The organism is Mangrovimonas aestuarii, assembly GCF_028767185.1.
Classification (GTDB): domain Bacteria; phylum Bacteroidota; class Bacteroidia; order Flavobacteriales; family Flavobacteriaceae; genus Mangrovimonas_B; species Mangrovimonas_B aestuarii.
Genome location: NZ_JARACK010000001.1, coordinates 218,958 through 244,810, shown reverse-complemented (window position 1 = coordinate 244,810; position 25,853 = coordinate 218,958). Strand labels below are relative to the sequence as shown.

General features: G+C 38.6%; 18 protein-coding genes, 1 tRNA gene and 1 pseudogene. 15 read left to right on the top strand and 5 right to left on the bottom strand.

The annotated features are described in order from the left end of the window. Positions 1–23: 23 nt before the first annotated feature. Positions 24–857: a hypothetical protein gene (locus tag PWU04_RS01100; RefSeq protein WP_274473956.1), complete on the bottom strand. Its 834-nt coding sequence runs from the start codon at positions 855–857 to the stop codon at positions 24–26. A gap of 327 nt (positions 858–1,184) precedes the next feature. On the opposite strand from PWU04_RS01100, the gene PWU04_RS01095 reads away from it, so the two are divergent. Both PWU04_RS01095 and PWU04_RS01090 read left to right on the top strand, forming a co-directional pair. Beyond that, positions 1,185–2,420, top strand: a complete 1,236-nt coding sequence (locus PWU04_RS01095) for a metallophosphoesterase (RefSeq protein ID WP_274473955.1) — start codon at positions 1,185–1,187, stop codon at positions 2,418–2,420. A 54-nt stretch (positions 2,421–2,474) separates the two neighbouring features. Beyond that, entirely contained in the window at positions 2,475–2,771 is a 297-nt protein-coding gene (locus tag PWU04_RS01090; protein ID WP_274473954.1) for a thioredoxin family protein, read from the top strand. On the opposite strand, the gene PWU04_RS01085 is transcribed toward PWU04_RS01090, so the two are convergent. Further along, positions 2,764–3,411, bottom strand: a complete 648-nt coding sequence (locus PWU04_RS01085; RefSeq protein ID WP_274473953.1) for a polysaccharide deacetylase family protein — start codon at positions 3,409–3,411, stop codon at positions 2,764–2,766. The genes PWU04_RS01090 and PWU04_RS01085 overlap by 8 nt on opposite strands. Positions 3,412–3,414: 3 nt before the next feature. Continuing rightward, positions 3,415–6,726: a glycosyltransferase family 117 protein gene (locus tag PWU04_RS01080; RefSeq protein ID WP_274473952.1), complete on the bottom strand. Its 3,312-nt coding sequence runs from the start codon at positions 6,724–6,726 to the stop codon at positions 3,415–3,417. A 151-nt stretch (positions 6,727–6,877) separates the two neighbouring features. Here PWU04_RS01080 and PWU04_RS01075 point away from each other — a divergent pair. Beyond that, positions 6,878–6,950 (top strand) — tRNA-Gln (locus PWU04_RS01075). A gap of 150 nt (positions 6,951–7,100) precedes the next feature. On the opposite strand, the gene PWU04_RS01070 is transcribed toward PWU04_RS01075, so the two are convergent. Further along, a complete protein-coding gene (locus PWU04_RS01070; protein WP_274473951.1) occupies positions 7,101–7,925 on the bottom strand; it encodes a universal stress protein in 825 nt (274 codons plus the stop codon). A 176-nt stretch (positions 7,926–8,101) separates the two neighbouring features. Here PWU04_RS01070 and rimP point away from each other — a divergent pair, with 176 nt between their 5' ends. From rimP to infB, 3 genes are read left to right on the top strand one after another with little or no spacing between them, the layout of a single operon-like run. Then, on the top strand, positions 8,102–8,563 hold the full coding sequence (gene rimP / locus PWU04_RS01065) for a ribosome assembly cofactor RimP (protein WP_274473950.1): 462 nt from the start codon (positions 8,102–8,104) through the stop codon (positions 8,561–8,563). 12 nt (positions 8,564–8,575) lie between these two features. Continuing rightward, positions 8,576–9,808: a transcription termination factor NusA gene (gene nusA / locus PWU04_RS01060; RefSeq protein WP_274473949.1), complete on the top strand. Its 1,233-nt coding sequence runs from the start codon at positions 8,576–8,578 to the stop codon at positions 9,806–9,808. A gap of 31 nt (positions 9,809–9,839) precedes the next feature. Then, the gene (gene infB / locus PWU04_RS01055) at positions 9,840–12,734 is read left to right on the top strand and encodes a translation initiation factor IF-2 (RefSeq protein ID WP_274473948.1); all 2,895 of its coding nucleotides are present in this window, start codon (positions 9,840–9,842) and stop codon (positions 12,732–12,734) included. A 69-nt stretch (positions 12,735–12,803) separates the two neighbouring features. Here the strand turns inward: infB and PWU04_RS01050 are convergent, their stop codons facing one another. Continuing rightward, positions 12,804–13,193: an SPOR domain-containing protein gene (locus tag PWU04_RS01050; protein ID WP_274473947.1), complete on the bottom strand. Its 390-nt coding sequence runs from the start codon at positions 13,191–13,193 to the stop codon at positions 12,804–12,806. A gap of 213 nt (positions 13,194–13,406) precedes the next feature. Here PWU04_RS01050 and PWU04_RS01045 point away from each other — a divergent pair, with 213 nt between their 5' ends. The 9 genes and pseudogenes from PWU04_RS01045 to ruvB all read left to right on the top strand — a co-directional run bounded on the left by PWU04_RS01045 (position 13,407) and on the right by ruvB (position 25,825). Then, on the top strand, positions 13,407–14,693 hold the full coding sequence (locus tag PWU04_RS01045; RefSeq protein ID WP_274474259.1) for a c-type cytochrome: 1,287 nt from the start codon (positions 13,407–13,409) through the stop codon (positions 14,691–14,693). A gap of 32 nt (positions 14,694–14,725) precedes the next feature. Further along, positions 14,726–17,827: a TAT-variant-translocated molybdopterin oxidoreductase gene (locus tag PWU04_RS01040; RefSeq protein ID WP_274473946.1), complete on the top strand. Its 3,102-nt coding sequence runs from the start codon at positions 14,726–14,728 to the stop codon at positions 17,825–17,827. A 34-nt stretch (positions 17,828–17,861) separates the two neighbouring features. After that, positions 17,862–19,283 (top strand): annotated as a pseudogene (nrfD, locus tag PWU04_RS01035) (NrfD/PsrC family molybdoenzyme membrane anchor subunit); the annotation flags it as partial. Between the two features lie 39 nt (positions 19,284–19,322). Next, the gene (locus PWU04_RS01030; RefSeq protein ID WP_274473944.1) at positions 19,323–19,853 is read left to right on the top strand and encodes a DUF3341 domain-containing protein; all 531 of its coding nucleotides are present in this window, start codon (positions 19,323–19,325) and stop codon (positions 19,851–19,853) included. A gap of 7 nt (positions 19,854–19,860) precedes the next feature. Then, positions 19,861–20,418, top strand: a complete 558-nt coding sequence (locus PWU04_RS01025) for a c-type cytochrome (RefSeq protein WP_274473943.1) — start codon at positions 19,861–19,863, stop codon at positions 20,416–20,418. A gap of 23 nt (positions 20,419–20,441) precedes the next feature. Next, entirely contained in the window at positions 20,442–21,803 is a 1,362-nt protein-coding gene (locus PWU04_RS01020) for a quinol:cytochrome C oxidoreductase (protein ID WP_274473942.1), read from the top strand. A gap of 26 nt (positions 21,804–21,829) precedes the next feature. Continuing rightward, positions 21,830–22,897 carry a cytochrome c oxidase subunit II gene (locus PWU04_RS01015; RefSeq protein WP_274473941.1) on the top strand — a complete coding sequence of 356 codons (1,068 nt, stop codon included), beginning with the start codon at positions 21,830–21,832 and terminating at the stop codon, positions 22,895–22,897. Positions 22,898–22,936: 39 nt separating this feature from the next. Beyond that, positions 22,937–24,727 carry a cytochrome c oxidase subunit I gene (locus tag PWU04_RS01010; protein ID WP_274473940.1) on the top strand — a complete coding sequence of 597 codons (1,791 nt, stop codon included), beginning with the start codon at positions 22,937–22,939 and terminating at the stop codon, positions 24,725–24,727. 75 nt (positions 24,728–24,802) lie between these two features. Further along, on the top strand, positions 24,803–25,825 hold the full coding sequence (gene ruvB, locus PWU04_RS01005) for a Holliday junction branch migration DNA helicase RuvB (protein ID WP_274473939.1): 1,023 nt from the start codon (positions 24,803–24,805) through the stop codon (positions 25,823–25,825). Positions 25,826–25,853 lie beyond the last annotated feature (28 nt).

Sequence of the window (25,853 nt, the reverse complement as noted above, 5' to 3'; positions counted from 1 at the left end):
AACCTAGCTAAAGGTTATGCTTCTTAGTTTAAAGGAAGAGCGATAGCACCTTCTTTAGTAACTGTTAAACCGTTTCCAGCTTCATAACGTCCACCAGAACCATCAAATGTTCCTTCAAAAGCACCGTCATATGAAAGACCTATAGTCATTCCATCAACATCAGCTCCAGTTTGGAAAGAAACATTTGCAGGAGCTTCCTCAACATTAAGATCAGTGTCAAGAGTAAAGTATCCGTTTGCTTCAGTAGCTGTGTTATCAAAAGCTTGAGAACCGTCTATGTACAATTCGTATTGTTTACCGTAAACAACGTTATCAGGTGTAGGGAACTCTAAGTTTCCATCTACTAAAGGAGTAAAGATTTCAGTATCTAAGTACGTAGTTGTAGATGGGTCAGTTTCTGTAACGCTTCCTGTAGTAGTAAGGAAAGACCAATAAGCGTGATCTGCTGCACCATCTTCATCAAGGTCAGCACCACCCCAGAATACTAAAGCAGTATTGCTGATTGCGTAGCTACCACCGTTATATAAAACTTGGTTAGTTGGAGCTGTAATGTTAATTTCTAAGTCAGCAGATTGAAGGTCACCATCAGTAGCATATACTGTGTACATACCTGGAGCTTCTGCAGTAAATGCGTTAGAAGCGATCATTTCACCATCAACATAATAGCTAGCGTCAGATGTTACGTTGTCTCCTAAATCATTAGTTACAGAGAAAGTTACAGTTTGTCCTAAAGCAGCTTCAGTAGTGTTTGCTGTTAAAGTAATTGAAGTTGCAGATGCTCCTCCGTCATCATCACTGCTACAAGAAACAAATGTAGCTCCTGCCGCTACGGCAAGAAAGAAAAATAATTTTTTCATAACAAAAGTTAAATTAAAAGTTTAGTTTATTTGAATTTTTTAAAAATAAAGTCCCAAATATATACTTTGTATTTTAAAATGCTAAATATTTTTTTCTGTTTTTTTACTTAACCGTAATGTATAATTTATTGTTTATTAACACGACGATACTTAAGTGGTTGAATATTAGGGTATTGTGTCTTTAGTGGTTTTAAGTATGCTGTTTTTTTGTTTTGTTGTAGTTTTTTAAATGTAATATTAGTTTTCTGTGATATTAGTATTTATTTAAGAGATTGTTAGTGTTTAGTTGTTACCTTTAATGGTTTGAATGATAATTAATTAGTTTGTATGTTACGTTGGGTTGTATTCATTTTTATATATGTTGTATTGGATTATTATGCTTATCAGGCATTTAAAACAGTAACAAAGTCTTCTTGGCTTCAAGTTGTATATTGGGTGTTTAGTATTATAGTGCTCGGCAATTTTATTTATCAAATGGCTATTCAGCAGGATCATTTGCGTGTACTGACTCCTATTAAAAGTTATGCCCTAGGGTTTCTAATAGCAATGGTTATTCCAAAGTTAATTTTGATTGCTTTCATGTTTACAGAGGATATTGTTAGAGTGCCTCAGGCTGTTTATAGCTATTTTACTGAAGGTGGTCATCAGCATGGTTTTTTTCCAAATAGAAGACGATTTATCAGCACTGTTGCTTTGGGGTTAGCTGCTGTGCCATTCGCTTCGCTCCTATATGGCATGTACAGAGGCAAGTATAACTTTAAGGTTTTGAAATATCAATTGCATTTTGATGATCTTCCCGAAGCATTTGATGGGTATACCATAACCCAAATTAGTGACATACATAGTGGAAGCTTTGACAATAAACATAAAATTCAATACGGTATTGATTTAATTAATAATCAGAATTCTGATATAATTCTTTTTACAGGTGATATGGTGAATAATTTAGCCTCTGAGATGCTGCCTTGGAAGAAATCATTTGGAGAGTTAAAGGCTAAGGATGGAGTATATTCAGTTTTAGGTAACCATGATTATGGTGATTATGTGGAATGGAATACGGTTAAGGCTAAGCATAAAAATCTCGAGGACCTAAAAGCAATTCAAAAGGAAATTGGTTTTGATTTATTGTTAAATGAAAGTCGTTATCTGGAGCGTGAAGGTCAGCGCATAGCTTTGGTTGGTGTAGAGAATTGGGGGAGAGGAGGCTTTAAAAAGGCTGGCGATTTAAAACAAGCATCGGCTTTTATAGATAAAGATGATTTTAAAATTTTAATGAGTCACGACCCTTCTCATTGGGAAGATAAGGTAATTGACGATGATTACCACTATCATCTTACGCTTAGCGGTCATACACATGGTATGCAGTTTGGAATTGAAATTCCAGGTTGGTTTAAATGGAGCCCTGTAAAGTGGCGATACAAATATTGGGCGGGTATATATGAGAAGAAAGGACAATACATAAATGTAAACCGCGGATTTGGATATTTGGCTTACCCAGGGCGTTTTGGTATCTGGCCGGAAATTACTGTAATAGAGCTTAAAAAGAGAGAAATCCTCGTTTAATTGTAAGGAAATACTATATTTGTGTAACTGCATTTGACTAAAACCAAAAACGAGATGTCAAAATTTGGTGATTTAATAGATGTGGACATTCCAGTATTACTGGATTTTTTCACAGAGTGGAGCGAGCCCTCTACTGCTATGCATCCCGTATTGCGCGATGTTGCTGCTGCTTTAGGTGATAGAGCTAAGGTAATCAAAATTGATGTTGATAAGAACAAAGATCTAGCTGATGCCTTGAGGGTGAAAGGTTTGCCAACACTTATTATTTATAAAAACGGTGAGATGAAATGGCGATATAGTGGTGAGCAGGATGCTAATACGCTAATAGGAATTATTCAGGAGTTTATGTAATAGCTTTAAAGCTATAGCCCAAACCGTTAAAGTGCTCCAGAACCTTTGGAAGTGCATATTTCATATTTATTGAAGCCTTTATACTATCGTGAAACACTATAATGCTCCCTTTTCTGGAGTTGTTTATTACGTTTAGGCAGCATTTTTCTGGAGTAACTGATTTATCCCAATCAACGGATAATATGTCCCACATAATAATTTTGTAGCCTAACTGAATGAGTTGTTTACCTTGGTCTTTTTTTATCCTTCCGTATGGAGGTCTAAAGAGAAGAGGTGAGAGGTGGTTTGGTTCAGTATTATTGTTTATGGCTAATTCAGTTTGTTTTACACTGTTTATGTATTCTGCAGAGGATGTTTTCCATCCTTTAACATGATTTTGTGTATGGTTGCCAATACTATGGCCTTTCGAGATAATCCTTTTAAGTATATCAGGATGCTGCTCTATGTTTTTGCCAATACAGAAAAAAGTTGCTTTTGCATTGTATTGACCCAAAGTATTCAAAACCCAATCAGTAATTTCGGGTGTAGGGCCATCGTCAAAGGTGAGATAAAGTTCCCGAGCTTGTGTGTTTATATGCCACACATAGCTCGGGAATATTTTTTTTACCCAAAATGGTATTTTAACAGGCGTAAAAGCCATAGTTTATTCATTCATTAAACTACTGTCTGGAATCATTTCTTCCTGAAGGTCTGGATCTTCAGATGGAACAGGGCCATCCTCGTAAAAATGCTTGAACAATTGAAGATTGTCTGAGAATATTTTTGATTGAGCTTTAGAGAACTCAATATCATACTCCATAAGCACATCGACCAATGCTTTATAGCGCTCAATATCTGTAACAATTTCTTCTGCCATGCGATATTGGTTCTCTATGGATAGTTTAGAGTAATAGTTTAGATTTTCCTGATATTTTTTTGCAACATCAAGAAACAGTTGTCTAGCTTTCTCTTCAGCACCTACTTCATAATAGGCGCTTATATATGGTTCTAATAGAGTATAATACCCATAAAAGTCTACAGGCATATTTTTCATTGCAATATCTGCTATCTCTTCGGCTTTGTTGAGTTTGTCTTCGTTAATAAGCTCCTGTGCTAGCCTAGCTAAATTACCTCGATAAGTAATTGAGTTTTTGCGGGTTTCTGGATCATGGTAAATGTCTTGACTTCCACTATTGCCCCAATCCCAATTAATAACCATATTGTACATTTTATCAGTGTCGATACGGCCCATATCAAATGGGTTAGCGCGATCAACAGGCGTTTTAATAGGTACTAGTTTGTAGCACATACCATCCAATTGGAGGTAATCCTTCATCCAAATATAATCGTCATCTGCAAATGCTCCTCCTGTAAAATAGATAGGACGTTTCCAGTCATTATTGGCAACGATATCCAACATAAGGAGTCTGTTCTTGTAAATTGCAGGGTCATTGATGGTTATATCTATATGTGGTACAATCTTATCGGCGTCTTTAGCGGCTACAATTCCGTTATCTAAAACAGCTTGTTTATCCACAGGAATGCGAACATGTTCAACTGGAAAATAATTGGATTTAAGCAACTGGTCTGGGTAATAACTTGGGTCGTCACCGTTTTGCTGTAGAATGTATTTAAATTTTGTGCGTTCGTTTTCACTGGATACCCAACTCATAAAATCTGAAATCATGAGTGTATCTTGTGTCGCTGTCCCAAGTCGCTTCATTATATAATCCCTAGTGCCGTGTCTGTACTTGTCATGTGTTAGTTGAGACGGAATGGGTGCACTTTCATAAGCTTTACGTTTCATTTGGTCTATATACCAATCGGTTTGAAATAAACTGGTGTTTACCACCCGTACATCGGTACGGTAGCCTTCAATTTCCTGGGCGTACCAAAGAGCAAAAGTATCATTGTCTCCAATAGAGAATAGAATTGCATTTTGATCGCAAGAGTCAAGGTATTTTTTAGCCATAGCTCTAGCGGTATACTTGTCTGATCGATCGTGGTCATCCCAGTTGTTTGCTGCCAAAATTCCAGGGACAAGAGCAAGACATACTAAAGTGATTGCTGGTGCCAGTAATTTGGTGTTTGTTGCTTTCTTAAGGGCTTCATAAAGGGCAAACACTCCAAAGCCAATCCAAATAGAAAAAACATAGAAAGAACCAACCACAGAATAGTCACGTTCTCTAGGCTCAAAAGGACGAACGTTTGTGTAAACTTGAATGGCTAATCCCGTAAATAGGAAAAAAACTAACATGACCCAGAACCATTTTTTTTCCTGATTTAACAAGAAGAAAAGTCCGATTAACCCCAAAAGTAGAGGAAGGAAGTAATACGTGTTTCTTGCTTTGTTGTTTTTAACATCGCTAGGTAAGTTATCTTGAGATAAGCCTAGATGCCATTCATCTATAGGTTTTATGCCACTAATCCAATTTCCGTGAAGGTCATTGTACTTTCCTTGAAAATCATCTTGACGTCCTACAAAATTCCACATAAAATAGCGCCAGTACATATAGCCTAATTGATATTCCAGCATATATGAAATGTTGCTGCCAAGGGAAGGTTTTTCTATATCCAAGTATTGGCTAAATTGTTTTAGAAACTTAGTATAATCTTCGTAGTCAACAAGACCTTGGGCAACATCGTTTTTAAAACCATTTACAACAGAGCGAAGCCTATTTTCCATTTGGTATTCAGGCTTCAGCTTGAAATCTAAATAGCCGCTAAACATCATGTAATTTTCCGCATGCTCTGTGCTCCACATGCGTGGTAGAATGGATGCATGGTCGGAATTGTAGTTTTGTTTAGCAAGTTTATAGTCATTTACAATTACGTACTTGCCTGTTTTCTCATCTTGTTCGTATTTTGGTTTGTCATCAATGTAAGGTTGCTTTTCGTCTAAGCCAGAATACTGATCAGTGAACTGAGGGCCATAGAATAAGTGTGTTTCTGGATATTGCTCTAAGTTATAATAAGCTAGTAGTTCTCGGGCGTTATTAGGGTTGTTTTCGTTGATTACAACATTTGCGTTAGCTCGGATTGGTAGCATTAACCAAGATGAGAATCCAATGAAAATAAACAATAGGCACAGAATACCCGTGTTAAGATGTTTATAGTGTTTCTTTCTCGTGTAATTTAAACCGTAATAGAAAGCTCCTATTAGAACAAGACCCGCTATAATAGTTCCAGAATTAAAAGGTAACCCTATGCTGTTTACGAAAAAGATTTCCGAAGCACTGAAAAAACGAAGTGCATTTGGTAGTAACAATTTAAAGATGAAAAGAAGAATAGCCACAGCCACAACATTGGCTATGATAAAGTTCTTTACTGTTATGGTTTTGTAATTTTCAAAGAAGTAAATAAGTCCTATTGCAGGAATGGTTAACAATCCCATAAAGTGAACACCGAATGAAAGTCCTACAACAAATGAAATTAAGATTAACCAACGGTTACCGCGAGGGGTGTTCATATCTTGTTCCCATCTTAAACCTAACCAGAACATAACTGCCATGATCAAGGTTGCCATAGCGTATACTTCGGTTTCTACCGCGTTAAACCAAAACGAATCTGTAAAGGTGAAAGCTAAACTACCAACCATGCCACTACCTAAAATAGCCATAGTTTGCCCTTGGGATAACTCGTCGCTTCTTAGGCTTATGATTTTTCTTAGTAATAAAGTTATGCTCCAAAACATGAAAAGTATTGCAAAGGCACTAGATACGGCACTCATCATATTTAACATGAGCCCTATTTGAGAAGGCTCTAGAGCAAACAATGAGAAAAACGCTCCTATCATTTGGAACAGTGGTGCCCCAGGAGGGTGTCCTACTTGAAGTTTAGATGATGTTAAAATATATTCTCCCGCATCCCAAAAGCTTACTGTAGGTTCTACTGTAAGGCTATAGGTGATAAGTGCTATTAAAAAAGCGAACCAACCAAGAATGGTGTTCCATTTTTTAAAATTCAACTGTGTCATGTATATTATTGTCTATTAGATGGGCGAATTTAATAATAATAAGTTTACAAGGAAGGCTTTTAATGGTTCGTTAGGAGTGAATTTGAAATTTTTCAAAAAAATATTTGCGCGGTAAAAACTTTGCTTTATATTTGCACCGCAATAAAGGCAATGGCCTATGGTGTAACTGGCAACACGTCTGATTTTGGTTCAGAAGAGTCTAGGTTCGAGCCCTAGTAGGCCAACAAAAAGCCTCCCGTTTTGGGGGGCTTTTTTTGTTTTGAACATTTAGTTATTTGAGTGTGTTGAGCTTTTTAGGGTTTCGAAATTATTAAACAAAAAGCCTTATGGATTTAAAAGAAAAAGGCTTTTTGTTTGTATTGCTTTGCGGTCGGTTAGATCTTAAATGTTATCACAGGTCTTTTAGCGTGGTTTACTAAGTCTTCGCTTATTGAACCGTTAAAAAAGTGGGCGATACCTTGGCGTCCGTGAGTGCTAATTCCAATCAGGTCGGCATCCATTATGTGTGAAAAATTAAGGATCCCTTTTTCGATAGATTCATCATTGTATACATTGATGGTGTAATTGTCAAAATTGTATTCTTTAATGAATTCGTTAATTCTTGTATTGGCAGCAGCTGTAGTTGTGAAGCTATTAGGTGTGTTTACAAATAGCAGATGGATTTTAGCGTCAAAGCGTTTGGCTAACTCGGTAGCTTGTTTGTAGGTTTCCTTGTTGTCATTTTTAAAATCGGAAGCGAAAACAAAATCCTTAACCTTGAATTGGTCATGTTTATTTTTAATCACCAATACAGGAACGTGGGATGTGCGAACAACTTTCTCAGTGTTCGATCCGATAAACATTTCCTTAAATCCGCTTGCTCCATGGGATCCCATAACAATCATATCGATGTCATTTTCTTTGCAGGTGTCTTTAATTGTTGTGAATGCTTCATGAAACTTAACGGTTTCGTGTATGGTGATTCCTTCGAGATAGGGTTTGTTCATGGCTTCTTCGAACTTTTTGTGGGCGAGTTTCATGAAAAACATCGCTTCAGGCAGTTCGCTTGTTGAGCTCATTGGGTCTATTTGTTGTAAAGGTATCTCGAGCATATGCATTAAATAGATTTCGCTATCGTTCTCCTTGGCAAGTTGGGCAGCTACCCGTAATGCATTTTCGGCTTCGGCGGAGAAATCTGTGGGAACTAATATTCGTTTCATATAAAAATTAAGTGTTTTGTTGTTGGTCTTACGTTTATGTTTTAAATGTAGTAATAAATAATGACTTTTCTAATCATTATGTAATTCAATATAAATATTGTATATTTGCAGCGTTGTAAGAAAAAAGAAAAGCGAGGGGACTGGGAGTCCCCTCTTTTTATACTGATAATTGATATATGTTTGAAGAAACCGTAAAAGGATTGCTAGATAAGGCGCTGGAAGAGCGTCAGGACCTTTTTCTTATCGATTTTACCATTGGCGGTGATAATACGATCAAGGTAGTTGTGGACGGGGACACAGGGGTTTCTGTGGAAGATTGTGTGTTTGTTAGTAGGGCTATAGAACATCAATTGGATCGCGAAGAGCAAGACTTCTCCTTGGAAGTTACCTCGGCGGGAGCTACGTCGCCATTAACCCATGTTAGGCAGTACAAAAAAAATATTGGTAGAACCTTGAAGGTGAAGACCGATGCAGAAACCTTTGAAGGGGAACTAGATCAGGCTGATGATGAAAACATAACCTTGAAGTGGAAAGCCAGAGAGCCGAAAGAAGTTGGTAAAGGAAAGGTTACTGTACAAAAGGAGACTGTAATACCCTATAATGATATTGTAGAAGCTAAAGTGATGATTAAATTTTAATTCATAAGAGTTATGGAAAATATAGCGTTAATTGAATCTTTTTCTGAGTTCAAAGACGATAAGTTAATAGATCGTGTAACGTTAATGGCGATATTGGAGGATGTTTTTAGAAACGCCTTGAAGAAGAAATTTGGAGATGACGATAATTTTGATATAATTATTAACCCAGACAAGGGGGATTTGGAAATCTGGAGAAACCGTGTGGTTGTTGCCGATGGTGAAGTAGAAGACCCAAACCAGGAGATATCGTTGTCAGATGCTCGTAGAATTGAGCCGGATTTTGAGGTTGGAGAAGATGTGTCGGAAGAAGTAAAGCTTATCGACCTTGGTCGTCGCTCTATTTTAGCTTTGCGTCAAAACCTTATTTCTAAAATACATGAACACGACAACACCAATATTTATAAGCAGTTTAAAGACCTTATAGGAGAGATTTATACTGCAGAAGTACATCACATTCGTCACAGAGCAGTGATTCTGTTGGATGATGAAGGTAATGAAATAATATTGCCTAAGGATAAGCAAATCCCATCGGATTTTTTCAGAAAAGGTGAAAACGTTAGAGGTATTATTGAGAATGTTGAGCTTAAGGGGAGTAAACCTGCCATTATCATGTCACGTACATCTCCGCTTTTTTTAGAGAAGTTGTTCGAACAGGAAATACCAGAGGTTTTTGATGGATTGATTACTATTAAAAAAGTAGTGCGAATTCCAGGTGAGAAAGCTAAAGTAGCCGTAGACTCTTATGATGATCGTATCGATCCTGTTGGAGCTTGTGTTGGTATGAAAGGTTCTAGAATTCACGGAATTGTGCGTGAATTAGGTAACGAAAACATTGACGTTATCAATTATACCAACAATTTACAGTTATTTATAACCCGTTCTTTAAGTCCTGCTAAGGTAACTTCAGTGAAAATTAATGAGGAGACTAAACATGCCGAAGTTATGCTTAAACCTGAAGAGGTGAGTAAGGCTATTGGTAGAGGAGGACATAACATCCGACTGGCAGGTCAGCTTACAGGTTATGAAATAGATGTATTTAGAGAAGGTGTTGAAGAAGATGTTGAGCTCTCTGAGTTCTCTGATGAAATTGAAGGATGGATTATTGAAGAGTTTAAGCGTGTTGGTCTTGATACTGCTAAGAGTGTTTTAGAGCAAGACATAAATGACTTGGTGAAACGTACCGATTTAGAAGAAGAAACGATTAGCGAAGTAATAAAGATTCTTAGAGAAGAATTTGAAGATTAACCATATATTTGAGGTATATTAAAGGCAATTTATGGCTGGAACAATAAGATTAAATAAAGTTTTACGCGAATTAAACATTTCTTTAGATCGTGCTGTAGAGTTTTTGGACACTAAAGGCATTGAGATAGAGAAGCGACCTACTACAAAAATTTCAGAGGAAATATACGATGTGTTATCTTCTGAATTTCAAACAGATGCTAGCAAAAAAGTAGCGTCTAAGGAGGTTAGTGAGGCTAAGCAAAAGGAAAAGGAGGCAATGCGAGAAGAACGCGAACGCGAACTTCAGGCGAAGCAAGAAGAAGAGGCCAAAAAAGAAGAGGTAATTAAAGCCAAAACCGTATTGTCAGGTCCAAAACAGGTGGGGAAAATTGACTTGGAAGGCGATTCCAAAGCAGAAGAAAAGGTTGGTGAAAAAGAGGTAGAGCAACCAAAAGTTGAAGAGAAAAAAGAAGAGCCTAAACCTGTAGAGCCTGTTAAGGTGGAGACTCCGGTAAAAGAGGAAGAAAAGCCTGCTGTAACTGAGGCTCCTAAAAAGGAAGAGCCTAAAGCAGAACCGAAAGTTGAGAAAAAACAGGAGGTTGTTGCTAAAGAAGAAAAAGAAACTCCTGCTCCAGCTCCTAAAAAAGAAACTCCTAAAAAAGAAACCTCAAAACCTTCAATAAAAGATGTTCCAGCAGAAGTAAAGAAGGAAGAGAAGAAAGAAAAGAAAGAAAAGCAGGAGAAGAAAGAAGAGCCTTTGCAGGAAGATGGTGGTATGGTGAAAACACAGTACCAAAAGCTTTCAGGACCTAAGATTGCCGGAGAGAAAATAGACCTTTCTAAATTCGAGAAGCCTAAGAAGAAAAAAGAAGATAAAAAGCCTAAGGAGCAACCCGGTCAAGCTAGAAAAAAACGCCGTAGAATCAGTAAAGTTGGTCCTGATGCAGCTAAAGGAAATGCTGCTGGTAATGCAAATAAAGGGCAAGAACGCTTCAAGGGCAAAAAAGGTCCGGGAAGACGTCATGTTGTAAAAGAAGAGCCAAGCGAAGAAGAAGTACAAAAACAAATCCGTGAAACGCTTGAAAAACTTCAAGGAAAGTCTGGAAAAGGTAAAGGGGCTAAGTATCGTAGAGAGAAACGTGATCAGCACCGCGAACAGACAGAGAAATCACTTGAACAGCAACAAGCAGAAAGCAAAATTCTCAAGGTTACTGAGTTTGTTACTGCTAGCGAGGTTGCAACTATGATGGATGTTTCCGTAACACAAATTATATCTGCATGTATGTCTTTGGGTATGATGGTTACAATGAATCAACGTCTAGATGCTGAAACATTAACAATTGTTGCAGAGGAATTTGGATATAAAGTAGAGTTTGTAACTGCCGATATTGAAGAGGCAATCGAAGAGGAGGTTGATAGTCAAGAAGACTTGAAATCGCGAGCTCCTATTGTAACAGTAATGGGACATGTAGATCACGGTAAAACATCTTTATTGGATTATATCCGTAAGGAGAATGTAATCGCAGGAGAATCAGGAGGTATTACACAGCATATCGGTGCATATGGTGTAACACTGGATAGTGGACAGAAAATAGCCTTCTTAGATACACCTGGTCACGAGGCGTTTACTGCGATGCGTGCGCGTGGTGCTCAAGTTACTGATATCGCAATTATTGTTGTTGCTGCCGATGATGATATCATGCCGCAAACTAAAGAGGCAATTTCGCATGCTCAAGCAGCAGGGGTGCCAATTATATTTGCGATTAACAAGGTAGATAAGCCAACGGCTAATCCAGATAAGATTAAAGAAGGGCTAGCTCAAATGAACCTTTTAGTAGAAGATTGGGGTGGAAAAATTCAATCTCATGATATCTCTGCTAAAACAGGTCAAGGGATCAAGGAACTTTTAGAAAAAGTATTACTTGAGGCAGAAATGTTAGAGCTTCAGGCTAATCCTGATAAACATGCAACAGGTACTGTTGTTGAAGCATTCTTGGATAAAGGTAGAGGATACGTATCTACAATATTAGTGCAAGCAGGTACACTGCGTATTGGTGATTATGTGTTGGCAGGTCGTCATAGTGGTAAGGTTCGTGCAATGCAAGACGAGCGTGGTAAAGACGTTCACGAAGCTGGGCCTTCTACGCCAGTATCAATTTTAGGATTGGATGGGGCACCACAGGCAGGTGATAAATTCAATGTATTTGAAGACGAGCGGGAGGCTAAGCAAATAGCAGCAAAACGTACTCAATTACAACGTGAGCAATCGGTACGTACACAACGTCATATTACTCTTGACGAGATTGGACGACGTATTGCACTTGGGGACTTTAAAGAGCTTAACGTAATCCTTAAAGGGGACGTTGATGGGTCTGTTGAAGCATTAACTGATTCATTCCAAAAACTATCAACAGACGAGATTCAAGTAAATATTATTCATAAAGGTGTAGGTGCAATTACGGAAAGTGATGTATTGCTTGCTTCAGCATCCGATGCAATTATCATAGGGTTTAATGTTAGGCCAATGGGTAATGCTCGTAGCATCGCTGAGCAGGAAGAAATTGATATTAGAACCTATTCTATTATCTATGATGCTATCAACGATCTTAAGGATGCAATGGAGGGGATGTTATCGCCAGAACTTAAAGAAGAAGTTACTGGAACTGCAGAAATCCGTGAAATCTTCAAAGTCTCTAAGATTGGTAGTATAGCTGGATGTATGGTTATGAACGGTAAAATCTACAGAAACTCTGGAGTGAGATTAATTCGCGAAGGTGTTGTTGTTTACACAGGCGAATTGGCATCGCTTAAACGCTTTAAGGATGATGTAAAAGAAGTTTCTAAAGGATACGACTGTGGTATGCAGATTAAGAACTATAACGACATTAAGGAAGGTGATATTATTGAAGCTTTCCAAGAAGTTGAAGTTAAGAAGAAGCTTAAGTAAGTATATTATATAGAATAAAAAAAGCGACCTAGTTAGGTCGCTTTTTTTATGGGATAAAAATTAAAAGTTTTATTCAGATTTTGGTTTGAAAATAAATGCGTTATAAAACTCTTTCTTTATTTCTTTAAGTGCTCTATCGGCTTCTAAACGAGTAGTAAAGCTGCCCACCCACAACTTGTAGTTTGGCGATTCGTAAACTAGTGAAGTGCTCCACTGGTTATAAGCCTTTAAGAAGTCTTCTCTAGCTCCTTCTGCGCCACTACGGCGACCAGAGAAAATCTGTATTCTATAGCGGTCTGCACTTGAAGAATTATTGATTTCCTTTTTCAATTTCAGGAGTTCGTCAATTCGTTCGTCCTTATTAATTGTAAGTGTCCCTTCTTGGGCGTAGGTTATTTCTGTGCTGAAAATCAATGCAGCAAAGCTTAAAATGGCGATGTGGGTTTTCAATATTTTCATTATCAAGTTCTTTAAGACAAATGTAAATCTTATTAACTAAAATAGGGCTTATTTTATTATTTAGAATTTCTCTAAATTAGCAATTAACAGAACACTAACATTTCTAAAATGGACTATAAGTGTTACTTTTGCGAGAGATTTTTATAACCGTATTTTATCTTTTTATAGATGAAAAAAACGTACCAAAGTTTAGAAGTTAATTCAACCATTAATATGAAACAGGTGATACACCGACAATTTGGCGCAAGCTTAAAGCGTTTAGGATTAATTCTTTTATTAGCATTTTCAACAACACTTACTGCTCAGGAAGGGGACCCTGCTAAGGGGAAATCATTGTTTAACACCAATTGTGCTGCATGTCACAGCTTGGATAAAGATCTTACAGGTCCTAAGCTTAGAAATGTTGAGGCTAGGTTGAGTGATGAGCAAGGTTTAGATCGAGAGTGGATTTACGCTTGGGTTAGAAATAGTTCAGGTATGATTAAGTCGGGAGATGCTTATGCTAACGACGTATTTAATCGCTACAATAAAACTGCTATGACGGCATTTCCTCAATTGTCAGATGAGGATTTGAATAATATTTTAGCGTATACGTCGGCAGAGCCAGCGAAACCTAATGATGAGGCTGTAGGGCAGGTTTTGCCAGCCGAACAAAAAGGGGGTATTTCAAACGAAATCATTCTTGGGGCATTAGTGTTGCTTTTCGGTTTGTTAGCCTTCGCTTTGATTTTGGTGAATAAGACTCTCCGTAGTTTTGCTGAAGCAAAAGGAGTGGACTTGCCAGAAGCTACTCAACGCACTCCTATTTGGAAAGCATTTGTTCAAAACCAGTTTTTGGTTTTGGTAACTGCAATCTTCTTGTTGTTGGCAGGTGGGTATTTTATTTACGGTTACCTAATGCAGGTAGGTGTAGATCAAGGTTACCAACCGGTACAACCAATTCATTTTTCTCATAAAGTTCATGCTGGCGATAACGGTATCGACTGTAAGTACTGTCACTCTTCTGCAAGAGTAAGTAAGACTTCAGGTATTCCTTCATTGAATGTTTGTATGAACTGTCATAAGTCAGTTTACGAATACAATGGTGAAACTACTGCTGAGTATTCTAAAGAGTTCTATGATGGAGAGATTAAGAAGCTATATGCTGCTGCCGGATGGGATGATACTGCTCAAAAATTCACTGGAGAAGGGCAGCCTGTAAAGTGGGTTAGAATTCATAATCTTCCAGACTTCGCATACTTCAACCACTCTCAACACGTAACTGTTGGTGGTATTGAGTGTCAAAAGTGTCACGGTCCTGTTGAGGAAATGGAAATCATGTACCAATACTCTCCACTTACAATGGGATGGTGTATTAACTGTCACAGAGAAACAAATGTAAAAGTAAAAGACAACGCATACTACGAAAAGATCCACGCCGAGCTATCTAAGAAGTACGGTGTAGAAGAATTGACGGCAGCTCAAATGGGAGCGCTGGAATGCGGTAAATGTCACTATTAATATTTTAATAAGAAGTAATTCAATTATACAATATGTCATCAAACAAGAAATACTGGAAAAGTGTTGAAGAGCTAAACGATAATAGCTCAATTGTTGAGACGCTAAAACACAACGAATTTGTTGATGAAATCCCTACGGATGAGTTTTTAGGAGACAAGGAAACCCTTGAAGCCTCATCAACAACACGTCGTGATTTCTTAAAGTACGTAGGTTTCTCTACAGCAGCTGCTTCTTTAGCAGCTTGTGAGGGGCCAGTAATTAAATCAATCCCTTATGTAGTTCAGCCAGAGGAAATCGTTCCTGGTGTAGCTAACTACTATGCTACTACAGTGGCAGACGGTTTTGATTTTGCTAGTGTTTTAGTTAAAACCCGTGAAGGTCGTCCAATAAAGATCGAGAACAATACTATGGCTGCTGCAAATGGTAGTGCTAATGCCAGAGTTAATGCATCTGTTTTAAGTCTTTATGACAGCTTAAGGGTAAAAGGACCAAAGAAAGGTGGAAACAGTATTTCTTGGAGTTCGTTTGATGCTGAAACAAAACAAAAACTTGATGCACTAAGTGCAGCAGGAAAAGAAATCGTGTTATTGACGCAAACTTTCGCCAGCCCTTCTACTACTAAATTAATTGGTGAGTTTAAGGCACAATACGGAAATGTTCGTCACGTAATTTACGATGCTGTTTCTGAGTCTGTTGCTTTAGATGCTTACCAAGCTAAGTACGGAGAAAGAGGATTGGCAAACTACGATTTTGCTAAAGCTTCTACTATCGTATCTTTTGGTGCTGATTTCTTAGGAGATTGGCAAGGTGGTGGATTTGACTCCAGCTATGCTAAAGGACGTGTTCCTGAGCATGGAAAAATGTCTCGCCACATCCAATTCGAATCTAATATGTCGTTAACTGGTGCTAACGCAGACAAGCGTGTACCATTAACTCCAAGTCAACAAAAAGTTGCCTTGGCTAAATTATATAGCTACGTTGTAGGTGGATCTGTTTCAGGTCAATTACCTGAAAACATCGAGGATGCTGTTCGTAAAGCTGCTGCCGAGCTTAAGAAAGCTGGAAGTAACGGTGTGATTGTAACAGGAATCCAAGATGTAAATGCACAAACTGTAGTATTCGAAATTAATGAGTACTTAAGAAGTAAGGCATTCGATGCTGCAACGCCAATCAAAATCAGACAAGGTAACAGTAAAGCAGTTGCTGCTTTGGTTGCTGATATGAAAGCTGGTAGAGTAGGTGGTATAATCATGAGTGGTGTTAACCCAATGTATACTTTGCCTAACGCTGCTGATTTTGCTGAAGGATTAAAGAAAACAGAACTTTCTGTAGCTTTCTCAATGAAAGAAGATGAGACTTCATCGTTAACAGAATATATTGCTGCTACTCCACATTACTTAGAGTCTTGGGGAGATGTAGAGATCAAGAAAGGTCACTATGCATTAATGCAGCCAACCATCCGTCCATTGTTCGATACAAGACAATTACAAGATTGTTTGATGTTGTGGACAGGACAAGGTGGATCTTTCCACGATTACATTAAGTCAACTTGGAATGCAAGCATCTTAAACGGTGCTTCTTTCAACCAAGCGCTTCACGATGGTATATTTGTAGCGTCTGTATCTGCTACTATTTCTGAAGCTGATACTACTGAAACAACAGAGCCAACAGAAGCACCTTCTGGACAAGCTGCAAGAGCTTTAGCTTCTTCAGCTAAAAGTGAAGGTATGGAGTTGACACTTTATACTAAAACTGGAATGGGAGACGGACAACAAGCCAATAACCCTTGGTTACAAGAGTTCCCAGATCCAATTACCAGAACTTCTTGGGATAACTACTTAACCGTTTCTAAAGCTGATGCTGAAGCATTAGGTTTGAAGAACTGGCACGTTGCCAACGGAGCACTAAACGGTAGTAGGGCTAATGTAACAGTTAACGGTGTTACTATAGAGAACGTTCCTGTAATCATTCAGCCAGGTCAAGCTAAAGGATCTGTTGGATTGTCTTTCGGATACGGTAGAACTGCTGGATTGAAAGATGAAATGAAGACAGGGGTTAACGCTTACCCACTTTATCAAAATTTTGACAACGTACAGAATGTAAGCATTAGTGCTGCTAATGGAGAACATGAGTTTGCTTGTATTCAGTTACACAATACCCTAATGGGACGTGGTGACATTGTTAAGGAAACTACTTTAGAGATCTTCAATACTAAAGATCATTCAGTATGGAATCCAATCGCAATGGTGTCATTAAATCACCAAGAAACACCTGTAACGTCTCCAGACGTAGACTTATGGGATGAGTTCGATCGTTCTGTTGGTCACCACTTCAACCTTTCTATCGATCTTAACTCTTGTACTGGTTGTGGTGCTTGTGTGATTGCATGTCACGCTGAGAACAACGTACCAGTAGTTGGTAAGAGCGAAGTAAGACGAAGCCGTGATATGCACTGGTTGCGTATAGACCGCTACTACTCTAGTGAGGATACTTTTGCAGGAGATAGCGAGAAGAAAGAGAATATTGCAGGATTAGGAAGCTCATTGAGTGAATTCGGAGAAATGGAGCACCCTGCAGACAATCCACAAGTTGCTTTCCAACCTGTAATGTGTCAGCACTGTAACCACGCACCTTGTGAAACTGTATGTCCAGTAGCTGCAACTTCACACGGTCGTCAAGGACAAAACCACATGGCATATAACCGTTGTGTAGGTACTCGTTACTGTGCTAACAACTGTCCTTACAAGGTACGTCGTTTCAACTGGTTCCTATACAACGGAAACGATGAGTTCGACTACCACATGAACGACGATTTAGGACGTATGGTATTAAACCCAGATGTTGTAGTACGTTCAAGAGGGGTTATGGAGAAATGTTCTATGTGTATCCAAATGACTCAAAAAACTATCCTAGATGCTAAACGTGACGGACGCGTAATTAAGGATGGTGAGTTCCAGACAGCTTGTTCTGCAGCTTGTAGTAGCGGTGCAATGGTATTTGGTGATATCAATGATAAGGATAGCAAAGTAGCCAAGCTAAAAGAAGATAATCGTATGTATCACTTATTGGAGCACGTAGGAACTAAACCTAACGTGATTTACCAAACTAAGGTGAGAAATACAACAGAAGCATAAGTAAAACGAATTAAGAAATAATTATAAAAGGATTATGGCGTCTCATTACGAAGCACCTATTAGAAGACCTTTAGTTACAGGGGAAAAATCATATCATGATGTTACCGTAGACGTAGCACGCCCTGTAGAAGGAAGAGCCAATAAGCAATGGTGGATAGTTTTTTCTATCGCTTTGGTAGCTTTTCTTTGGGGGATTGGATGTATATTGTATACCGTGTCAACAGGTATTGGTACCTGGGGATTAAACAAGACAGTAGGCTGGGCCTGGGATATCACTAACTTCGTTTGGTGGGTAGGTATTGGTCACGCAGGAACTCTTATTTCTGCGGTATTATTGTTATTCCGTCAAAAATGGAGAATGGCGATTAACCGTTCTGCAGAGGCGATGACAATCTTCTCGGTAGTTCAGGCGGGATTGTTTCCAATTATCCACATGGGTCGTCCATGGTTAGGATACTGGGTATTACCAATCCCCAACCAATTTGGATCGCTTTGGGTTAACTTTAACTCACCACTTCTTTGGGACGTGTTCGCGATTTCAACATATTTATCGGTATCATTAGTATTCTGGTGGACTGGTTTATTACCTGACTTCGCAATGATCCGTGACCGTGCTGTGAAGCCTTTCCAAAAGAAAATCTACAGCTTGTTGAGTTTCGGATGGACAGGAAGAGCTAAAGACTGGCAACGTTTTGAAGAAGTATCTTTGGTACTTGCAGGATTAGCAACACCACTTGTACTTTCTGTACACACTATCGTATCGTTTGACTTCGCAACATCGGTGATTCCTGGATGGCACACTACCATCTTCCCACCTTACTTCGTTGCTGGAGCGATTTTCTCTGGATTCGCAATGGTAAACACCCTTCTTATTATAATGAGAAAGGTTTGCAACCTTGAAGATTATATTACTGTACAACACATCGAATTGATGAACATCGTAATCATGATTACTGGTTCTATAGTAGGTGTGGCTTATATCACTGAGTTATTTATTGCATGGTATTCTGGAGTAGAGTATGAACAATATGCTTTCCTTAACAGGGCTACAGGACCTTACTGGTGGGCTTACTGGGCGATGATGACTTGTAATGTGTTCTCTCCACAGTTTATGTGGTTCAAGAAACTTAGAACAAGTATCATGTTCTCATTCTTTATCTCTATAGTAGTAAACATAGGAATGTGGTTCGAGCGTTTCGTAATTATCGTAACCTCATTACACCGTGACTACCTTCCATCGTCATGGACTATGTTCTCACCTACATTTGTAGACATTGGAATATTCATAGGAACGATTGGATTCTTCTTTGTATTGTTCTTATTATACTCAAGAACATTCCCAGTAATTGCACAAGCAGAGGTTAAGACTATCTTGAAGTCATCTGGTGAGCGTTACAAGAAGATTAGAGAAGCAGGTGGAAGCCTAGTAGGAACTGGGTCTGACGCACGTACTTCTGGAAGTCAAGTTAACAACTCTAAAAACTAATTGCAGCATATGGAATCTTCATCAAAAGTAATTCACGCTATATATACTGACGACGATGTGTTAATGTCGGCAGTGAAGAAGGTAAGAGCTGAGAAACATCATATAGAAGAAGTGTACACTCCATTCCCAGTACACGGATTGGATAAAGCTATGGGATTGGCACCAACACGTATCGCTATTACATCTTTCCTTTACGGATTGGTAGGGCTTTCTGTTGCGACAACAATGCTTTACTTCATCATGATTAAAGACTGGCCACAAAATATTGGTGGTAAGCCAAGTTTTAGTTTCTTGGAAAATATGCCTGCATTTGTACCTGTTATGTTCGAGATGACAGTATTCTTTGCAGCTCACTTAATGGTAATCACTTTCTACCTACGTAGTAAAATGTGGCCATTTAAAGAAGCTGAAAACCCAGATCCACGTACTACAGACGATCACTTTCTTATGGAGATCCCTGTACATGGAAATGAAGAAGAATTGGCTTCATTATTGAAAGAAACTGGAGCCGTAGAAATTAACATAGTAGATAAAGCATAATATCAGTATGAAAGGCTTAATTAAATATAGCGTATTAGCATTAGGATTAACAATGGTAGTGTCTTGCCAGAAAAACAGCAGACCAAACTACCAGTTCATGCCTAACATGTACGAACCAGTAGGATACGAAACTTATGGTGAATCAACAGCATTTAACAATGGTGTTGAGGCACAATTGCCAGCAGAAGGTACTATTGCAAGAGGTCACATCCCTTTTGATATTGCAAATACTACTGAAGGATTTGAGTTGGCCAAAGCTTCTTTGACCAGTCCTTTGGATTCTACTATGGTTGACCTTGCAAGAGGAAAGGAACTTTATGACATCTACTGTGGAATTTGCCACGGTAACAAAGGTAACGGGCAAGGTAACTTGGTAAAAAGAGAGAAGATTCTTGGTATCCCTAGTTACGATGACGCTGGACGTGCCATTACCGAAGGTAGTATTTACCACACCATTTATTATGGGAAAAACGCAATGGGTTCTTATAGAAACCAACTTAATGAAGAAGAGCGTTGGCAAGTGGTTGCTTATGTACTACAGTTAAAAGCAGATTTAGAAAAGTAAGATAGATAAAGAAAATAATAGATATGTATACGTTTTCAAATAGATTAAAGACATTTTCTATCATTCTAATGGTTTTAGGGTTGTTAGGTGTTGTTTACGGATTTATGTCCGCCCCTGGATCTTTAGATGAAGTAAAAACAATCTTGGCAGAGGAAGCTGCGCATCACGGCGGAGGTCATGCTGAAGAACCAACACATCAAGTGTCAGATGCTCATGATTCTCATGATGCAGCTACTGCTCATGGTGAAGGTGCCCACGAAGATGCTCATCATGGTGATGCTCACGCAGAGCACGTAATGCACCAAATGCAGAACAGGCCTTGGTCTGCTATCTATGTTGCAGCATTCTTCTTTATGATGATTTCTTTGGGTGTTCTTGCTTTTTATGCTATTCAGCATGCAGCTCAAGCAGGATGGTCTCCAGTATTGTTCCGCGTAATGGAAGGTATTACTTCTTATGTATTACCGGGTGCACTTATCGTATTAGGTATAGCAGTACTTTCTGGTACAGTAGGTCACTATAACATTTTTGTTTGGATGGACCCAGAGGTTGTTGCTCACGATAAATTAATCCAAGGTAAATCAGGTTTCTTAAACTTAACTGGATTTGTTATCCGTGGATTGATATTCATCGCAGGATGGAGTACTTATCGCTTCTTTGCCCGTAAGTTCTCTTTGGCGCAAGATGAAGCTAACGATAATTCAAACTATAAGAAATTATTCCGTATCTCAGCGGCATTCTTAGTATTCTATATCGTTTCAGAATCTATTATGTCTTGGGATTGGATTATGAGTGTTGATCCTCACTGGTTCTCAACTCTTTTTGGATGGTATGTATTTGCAAGTATGTTTGTTAGTGGTATTACTGTTATCGCATTGATCTCAATCTACCTTAAATCAAAAGGTTTATTGGACTTCGTTAACGATAGTCATTTGCATGACCTTGCTAAGTTTATGTTCGGTATTTCTATCTTCTGGACATACTTATGGTTCTCTCAATTTATGTTAATCTGGTATTCAGATATACCAGAAGAGGTTACATACTTCGTAACAAGAATTGAAGACTATAGATTACCGTTCTTCGGAATGTTAGCAATGAACTTCATATTCCCTGTATTGGTGTTGATGAACAGCGACTACAAACGTATTCCTTGGTTTGTTGTTATGGCTGGTGTTATCATCCTAGCTGGTCACTACATCGATGTGTTCAACATGATTATGCCTGCAACAGTTGGAGACAGATGGTTCATTGGAATTCCTGAAATTGGTGCGATATTCCTTTTTGGAGGGTTGTTTATGCTAGTTGTGTTTACAGCATTGACCAAGGCGCCATTGTTAGCTAAGGGTAGCCCTTACATTAAAGAAAGTGAACATTTCCATTATTAATAGATAAATAAAGACGAACGACAACAATGACTGCTTTATTAACAATTTTAGTATTAGTATTTGTATTGGTTGCCATCTGGCAGATGGTTAAGATTTTCGATCTTGCTCAAGCCAATGCAAACAACAATCAAGTAGCAAACGATAAAGACAATAGGATCAACGGATCCCTTATGTTGGGCTTCCTAGCGTTTATCTATGTTATTACTATAGTATGTGTTTGGAAATGGGGAGACCTACCGTTATTGTCGAACTCTGCTTCGGCTCACGGTCCTCAAATTGATAACTTGATGATCATCTCTTTGGTGCTTATCTTTATCGTGCAAACATTAACTCAGTTCTTATTACACTACTTTGCATTTAAATATAAAGGTGAAAAAGGTAAAAAAGCGTTATTCTATGCGGACAACAATACCTTAGAAGCTATTTGGACAATCATTCCTGTAATTACTTTAGCCGGTTTGATTATCTACGGTTTATTCACTTGGAATACAATTATGAACGTTAGCGAGGAAGAGGATCCGATGATTGTAGAGCTGTATGCTCAACAATTTAACTGGAAGGCACGTTACGCTGGTCAAGATAACGTACTTGGTCAAGCTAACGTAAGGTTGATTGATATTGATCGTGCAAACATCCTAGGTATAGACGAATCTGATGCCAATGCACAGGATGACGTAATCACTACAGAATTACACTTACCAGTAGGGAGACCAGTATTATTTAAAATGCGTTCTCAAGACGTATTGCACTCAGCTTATATGCCTCACTTTAGAGCGCAAATGAATTGTGTTCCTGGTATGATTACTCAGTTTGGTTTTACTCCAACTGTAACTACAGCCGAAATGCGTCAGAATCCTGATATTATTGAGAAGGTAGCAAACATTAACAAAATACGTGTTGAAAACAGCGAAGAGCTAGTAAATAAAGGTGAGGAGCCTTTAGAGCGTTACGAATTCGATTACTTACTACTTTGTAACAAGATTTGCGGTAAGTCGCACTACAACATGCAGATGAAAATCATCGTAGAATCTCAAGAGGAGTTCGATGCCTGGATGAAAGAGCAAAAGGAATTTAAAAACTCTTTGATTGATTAACATAACCAAGTAAAAAGATATTTAAAACGATATTAGATTATGTCAGCACACGCAGATACACACGCTCACGACGATCACGGACATCACCATAAGGAGACCTTCATTACGAAGTACATCTTCAGTATGGATCACAAGATGATTGCCAAGCAGTACTTAATTACTGGTACTATCATGGGTATTATTGGGATTATGATGTCGCTTATGTTCCGTATGCAAATTGCATGGCCGGAAGAGCCTAACGTGCTTTTTGAAGCGTTATTAGGAAAATGGGCACCAGGAGGTGTTATGGATGCCGATATTTATTTGGCTCTTGTTACCATTCATGGTACCATCATGGTATTCTTTGTATTAACTGCTGGATTGAGTGGTACTTTTAGTAACCTTTTGATTCCACTTCAGATTGGAGCTCGAGATATGGCTTCTGGATTCCTTAACATGGTTTCTTATTGGTTGTTCTTCCTTTCTAGTGTAATTATGGTATTGTCATTATTCGTTGAAGCTGGACCAGCTGCTGCAGGATGGACTATTTATCCTCCATTAAGTGCCTTACCAATGGCGCAAGGTGGATCTGGAGCGGGTATGACTTTATGGTTGGTAGCTATGGCGATATTCATTGCATCATCGCTTTTAGGATCGCTTAACTACATCGTTACTGTATTGAACCTTCGTACAAAAGGTATGTCTATGACAAGATTGCCATTGACAATATGGGCGTTCTTTATCACTGCTATTATTGGTGTGATTTCTTTCCCTGTATTATTGTCTGCTGCTTTATTGTTAATCATGGACAGAAGCTTTGGTACATCTTTCTTCCTTTCAGATATATTTATCCAGGGAGAAGTATTACACTATCAAGGAGGTTCTCCAGTATTGTTCGAACACTTGTTCTGGTTCTTAGGTCACCCAGAGGTATATATCGTATTATTACCTGCTTTGGGTATCACTTCAGAAATTATTGCTACCAACTCACGTAAGCCAATTTTTGGTTACCGTGCCATGGTTGCTTCTATCCTTGCTATTGCATTCCTTTCAACAATTGTATGGGGGCACCATATGTTCGTATCGGGTATGAACCCATTCTTAGGATCGGTATTTACTTTTACAACATTATTGATTGCAATTCCGTCTGCAGTAAAAGCATTTAACTATATCACGACACTTTGGAAGGGTAATTTACAAATGAACCCTGCAATGTTGTTCTCTATTGGTTTGGTATCTACTTTCATTACTGGAGGTTTAACAGGTATCATTTTAGGGGATAGTGCTCTTGATATTAACGTTCACGATACTTACTTCGTAGTGGCTCACTTCCATTTAGTAATGGGAATCTCTGCTCTTTACGGAATGTTTGCTGGTATTTACCACTGGTATCCAAAAATGTTCGGAAGAATGATGAACAAAAACTTGGGGTACTTACACTTCTGGGTGACTGCTATCTGTGCTTACGGAGTATTCTTCCCAATGCACTTTATCGGAATGGCTGGTTTACCAAGACGTTACTATACCAACTCTAACTTCCCATTGTTTGATGACTTAGCGGATGTAAACGTTATAATTACTGTATTTGCTTTGATAGGAGGGGCATTCCAATTGGTATTCCTTTACAACTTCTTTAGCAGTATTTTCTTCGGCAAGAAAGCTGAGCAGAACCCATGGAAATCCAATACACTTGAATGGACTACTCCAGTAGAACATATCCACGGTAACTGGCCAGGAGCTATTCCAGAAGTTCACCGTTGGGCATACGATTACAGTAAGCCAGGTCATGATGTAGACTTTGTTCCACAGCACATTCCTTTAAAAGAGGGAGAAGAGGAACTACAGCACTAAGAGATATTAATTATCGTTATACATTAAAGCCTTTCTGAACCTTCAGAAAGGCTTTTTCTTTATCTTTGCTTTTATATGAATGAGAATTTAAATCCTTCAAATGAGCACTTTTCCCCAGAGGAAATGGATGTAGAAAAGGCTTTAAGACCTCTGTCTTTTGACGACTTTACTGGTCAGGATCAAGTGCTGGAAAACCTAAAGGTGTTCGTTGAAGCAGCTAATCTTCGCGGAGACGCTTTAGACCACACATTGTTTCATGGGCCTCCAGGACTCGGTAAGACAACTTTAGCACATATCTTAGCCAATGAGTTAGGTGTTGGTATTAAGGTTACCTCAGGTCCTGTATTGGACAAACCAGGTGATCTAGCAGGTTTGTTAACTAACCTAGATGATAGGGATGTATTATTTATAGACGAGATTCACCGTTTGAGTCCTATTGTGGAAGAGTATTTATACTCTGCAATGGAAGACTATAAAATAGATATCATGATTGAGTCTGGACCAAATGCTCGTACTGTTCAGATTAACTTGAATCCATTTACACTTATAGGAGCGACAACACGATCAGGATTGTTAACGTCTCCTATGCGTGCTCGTTTCGGTATTAGCAGTAGATTACAGTATTACTCAACCGAGCTGCTTTCTACTATCGTAGAACGCAGTGCCAATATTCTTAATGTTCCCATTAGTATGGAAGCGGCCATAGAAATTGCTGGAAGGAGTAGGGGGACACCCCGTATTGCAAACGCACTGTTGCGTAGGGTACGCGACTTTGCCCAAATTAAGGGTAATGGTAAGATAGATATAGAAATAGCAAAATTCGGTCTTAAAGCGCTTAATGTAGATGCGCATGGACTGGATGAAATGGACAATAAAATACTAACGACAATAATTGATAAATTTAAAGGTGGGCCTGTAGGGATTACAACTCTAGCCACAGCCGTTAGTGAAAGTGCAGAAACCATTGAGGAAGTTTACGAACCTTTCTTAATTCAACAAGGTTTTATTGTACGCACACCTAGAGGTCGAGAAGTAACAGAGTTGGCGTATAAACATCTCGGTAGAGTTAAAGGGAATATTCAAGGAGGTTTGTTTTAACCTTATGCTTAGAGAACAACAATAAATA

What these genes read in the sequence shown, in the direction of transcription:
- PWU04_RS01010 (WP_274473940.1), top strand. Translation starts at nt 22,937, where the DNA reads ATGTCAGCACACGCAGATACACACGCTCACGACGATCACGGACATCAC.
- PWU04_RS01020 (WP_274473942.1), top strand. Translation starts at nt 20,442, where the DNA reads ATGTATACGTTTTCAAATAGATTAAAGACATTTTCTATCATTCTAATG.
- PWU04_RS01095 (WP_274473955.1), top strand. Translation starts at nt 1,185, where the DNA reads ATGTTACGTTGGGTTGTATTCATTTTTATATATGTTGTATTGGATTAT.
- PWU04_RS01080 (WP_274473952.1), bottom strand. Translation starts at nt 6,726, where the DNA reads ATGACACAGTTGAATTTTAAAAAATGGAACACCATTCTTGGTTGGTTC.
- nusA (WP_274473949.1), top strand. Translation starts at nt 8,576, where the DNA reads ATGGAAAATATAGCGTTAATTGAATCTTTTTCTGAGTTCAAAGACGAT.
- ruvB (WP_274473939.1), top strand. Translation starts at nt 24,803, where the DNA reads ATGAATGAGAATTTAAATCCTTCAAATGAGCACTTTTCCCCAGAGGAA.
- PWU04_RS01045 (WP_274474259.1), top strand. Translation starts at nt 13,407, where the DNA reads ATGAAACAGGTGATACACCGACAATTTGGCGCAAGCTTAAAGCGTTTA.
- PWU04_RS01090 (WP_274473954.1), top strand. Translation starts at nt 2,475, where the DNA reads ATGTCAAAATTTGGTGATTTAATAGATGTGGACATTCCAGTATTACTG.
- PWU04_RS01040 (WP_274473946.1), top strand. Translation starts at nt 14,726, where the DNA reads ATGTCATCAAACAAGAAATACTGGAAAAGTGTTGAAGAGCTAAACGAT.
- infB (WP_274473948.1), top strand. Translation starts at nt 9,840, where the DNA reads ATGGCTGGAACAATAAGATTAAATAAAGTTTTACGCGAATTAAACATT.
- PWU04_RS01015 (WP_274473941.1), top strand. Translation starts at nt 21,830, where the DNA reads ATGACTGCTTTATTAACAATTTTAGTATTAGTATTTGTATTGGTTGCC.
- PWU04_RS01030 (WP_274473944.1), top strand. Translation starts at nt 19,323, where the DNA reads ATGGAATCTTCATCAAAAGTAATTCACGCTATATATACTGACGACGAT.
- PWU04_RS01070 (WP_274473951.1), bottom strand. Translation starts at nt 7,925, where the DNA reads ATGAAACGAATATTAGTTCCCACAGATTTCTCCGCCGAAGCCGAAAAT.
- PWU04_RS01050 (WP_274473947.1), bottom strand. Translation starts at nt 13,193, where the DNA reads ATGAAAATATTGAAAACCCACATCGCCATTTTAAGCTTTGCTGCATTG.
- PWU04_RS01100 (WP_274473956.1), bottom strand. Translation starts at nt 857, where the DNA reads ATGAAAAAATTATTTTTCTTTCTTGCCGTAGCGGCAGGAGCTACATTT.
- rimP (WP_274473950.1), top strand. Translation starts at nt 8,102, where the DNA reads ATGTTTGAAGAAACCGTAAAAGGATTGCTAGATAAGGCGCTGGAAGAG.
- PWU04_RS01025 (WP_274473943.1), top strand. Translation starts at nt 19,861, where the DNA reads ATGAAAGGCTTAATTAAATATAGCGTATTAGCATTAGGATTAACAATG.
- PWU04_RS01085 (WP_274473953.1), bottom strand. Translation starts at nt 3,411, where the DNA reads ATGGCTTTTACGCCTGTTAAAATACCATTTTGGGTAAAAAAAATATTC.